Source organism: Saccharomonospora saliphila YIM 90502 (assembly GCF_000383795.1).
In the GTDB taxonomy this organism is placed as follows: domain Bacteria; phylum Actinomycetota; class Actinomycetes; order Mycobacteriales; family Pseudonocardiaceae; genus Saccharomonospora; species Saccharomonospora saliphila.
On the sequence record NZ_KB912600.1, the window covers coordinates 1 to 2,709 of the forward strand.

Annotated in this window: 2 protein-coding genes; both read right to left on the reverse strand. The window is 71.4% G+C overall.

The window, feature by feature from the left end:
* On the reverse strand, positions 1-666 hold a 666-nt coding region (locus SACSA_RS0100625; RefSeq protein ID WP_019812662.1), incomplete at its 3' end, for a protein kinase family protein.
* A gap of 194 nt (positions 667-860) precedes the next feature.
* Positions 861-2,690 carry a murein biosynthesis integral membrane protein MurJ gene (murJ, locus tag SACSA_RS0100630; RefSeq protein WP_019812665.1) on the reverse strand — a complete coding sequence of 610 codons (1,830 nt, stop codon included), beginning with the start codon at positions 2,688-2,690 and terminating at the stop codon, positions 861-863.
* Positions 2,691-2,709 lie beyond the last annotated feature (19 nt).

The window sequence follows — 2,709 nt, forward strand, 5'->3', positions numbered from 1 at the left end:
GACCGGCTCGCCGTGCGGGTCCCGGGGGGCCGCCGGGATCGCGGCCGGGCCGCCCGGCAGGGCCCACCTGCCCGTCAGCAGCAGGTACAGCACGGCGCCGAGTGCCTTCACGTCGTCCCGCAGCGTCGTGTCCGGAAGTGGCCCGGGAAACGCGAGCCGCAGCCTGCCGTCCGTGGTGACCCGCAGGCGCTGCGGGTGGTCGATGCCGAGGACCAGCCCCGACTGGTGCGCCGCGTCCACCGGTTCGGCCAGCGCCTGCACCATGCGTGCGGCGTCGGCGGGCTGGGTGCGCTGCTGGGAGATCAGGTCGATGAGGTCGCTGCCCTTGGTCCACTCGGCGACCACGATGCCGAGGATGCCCTCGCTGGAGCTGATCCCGTTGCCCAGGGTGAGCACGTCCAGCACGCGCGCGACGCTGGGGTGCTCGAACTTGGCCGCGTGGGCGGCTCGTTCGAGCGTGCGCCTGCCCTGCCGGGCCGCCTCGACGTCGGCGGGGTCGCCGACGAGCACGGTGAGCGCCACGTCGCGGCGCAACTGCCCGTCCCGGGCACGCCACAGGTGGGCACCGCCCCGCTCGTCGATACCGAACTGGGCGAGCAGCCGGTAGCGGCCGTCGCCGACGACCCCACCGGGCGCCAGCGATCCACCGCGCGCACGGATGCCCACTCGGGTCGACACCCCCTCCGATTCTCCGCAGGACGCACGAGCGGCAGCGCCGGACGGTCCGCGCCGCGCCGCCACCGGACGTCCACCGCGAGCCGGACGTCCCGGGGCGACTCCGCCCTGTGCCTGCCGCGTCTCCTGCGAACGAGGGTACGTCAGACCGGCGTGACACCGTGCGGTATCACCTCCCCAGCGGGTTACCCGCGACGGAGGAGTCCGGACAACCGGCGGGTCACCGGAGACAGCTCGTCGATGCGGAGCGCGACGAGCACTCCGAACGACACCCCGATGCCCACGATCCCCTGGAGCACGAGTTTCACCCAGGCGGTGGCGATGGAGCCGAGGTCGGGCACGAGCATGCCGACCAGGGCCGCGGCGAGCGCACCGAGTCCACTCGCGACCACGGTGAACAGGATGACGCCGAGCACCCGCTTGCTGCGCAGGTTACCGAGCTTGACCCACAGCCAGACCTGGCCCATCACCGCGCCGACGACGAACACCAGCGAGTTCACCATCATGACGCCGAGCACGACCTGCACCGGGTGCAGGATCGCGGAGGCCAGGTACAACAGCGGAATCTTCACCGCCGTCATCACGACCATGATCAGGGTCGGCGTGCGCGAGTCCTTCATGGCGTAGAACACGCGCATCTGCAGCATCACCAGGGCGTACGGGACGAGACCGAACGCCGACACCGCGAGCGCCTGGCCCAGCCGTTCGGCGTCGTCGACCGAGCCCCTGCCGAGCGCGAACAGGGCGACACCGATGGACGGGCCCGCCACCGCCATGACGGTCGAGACCGGCAGCAGCATCAGCGTGGTCAGCCGCGAGCCGTACGACAGGTCGCCGACGAGCTTGCGGTGGTCGCTGTCGGCGGCGGCACGGCTCATCTTCGGCATCAGGGCCGTGAGCAGGGACACCCCGATCACGCCGTAGGGGAGCTGGAACAGCAGCCACGCGTTCGAGTAGATCGACGGACCACCCGCGGCCCCGCCGGTGAGCACGCGGGTGTTGACCACCATGCCGATCTGGCTGACCGCGACGTAGCCGAGAATCCAGGCCGCCAGCCCGCCGAACTCCTTGAGCCTGTCGTCGATGCCCCAGCGCCACCGGAACACGAAGCCGGACCGGCGCAGGGCGGGCACCAGGAACAACGCCTGCGCCACCATCGCGGTGAGCACGCCGATGCCGAGCACGAGCACCTGCGGATCGGTCATCCGCGTCGGCACCACGGTCGGGTCGCCGGGCACCAGGGCGAATGCCCCGATCGTGGCGAAGATGACCAGGTTGTTGATGACCGGCGCCCACTGCGCGGGCCCGAAGATCTGCTTGGCGTTCAGGATCGCCGAGAGCACGGCGAACATGCCGTAGAACAGCAGACCGGGCAACAGCAGATAGGCGAACCAGGTGGCCAACTGGGGGTTGGCGTCGCCGTTGTCCTCCATCAGCAGCGCCGTCAGCCAGGGCGCGCAGGCGGTGGAGACCACCGCACCGGCGCCGAGCACCGTCAACGCCAGGGTGAGCAGGCGCTGGGTATAGGCCTGGCCGCCGTCCTCGTCGTCCTGTGACCGCACGAGCAGAGGCACGACCACACTCGTCAGCACCCCGCCGAGCAGTAGCTCGTTGATGATCAGCGGGAGCGTGTTGGCGACGGTGAACGAGTCGTAGAGCACGCCGAGGGTGGCGACCCAGGCCAGCATGACCTTCCACGCGAAGCCGGTGATGCGGCTTGTCAGCGTGGCGATGGCCATCCGGCCGCTCGCCTTCGCGAGCGAGGGGCCCTTCTTGGGCTCGTCCTCGGGCTCGTCGAGCTGGACCTCCGGCAGCCGCTCGCCGATCGGCTCCGAGGTGATGCGCGGCATCATCCGCGTGGCGAGCTCGTCGTACGGCCTCAGCACGTCGGGGTCGGCCGCGGGCCAGCGCACACCCGGGGGCACACCCCGGTCGCGCGGGATGAACATCGTGCGGTCGCCGTCGGCCTGTGCCCCGCGACGGGCGTTCTCGGCCTCCTGCCGCCACGGCCGCACGGGCTGGCGGCGCGGCTGG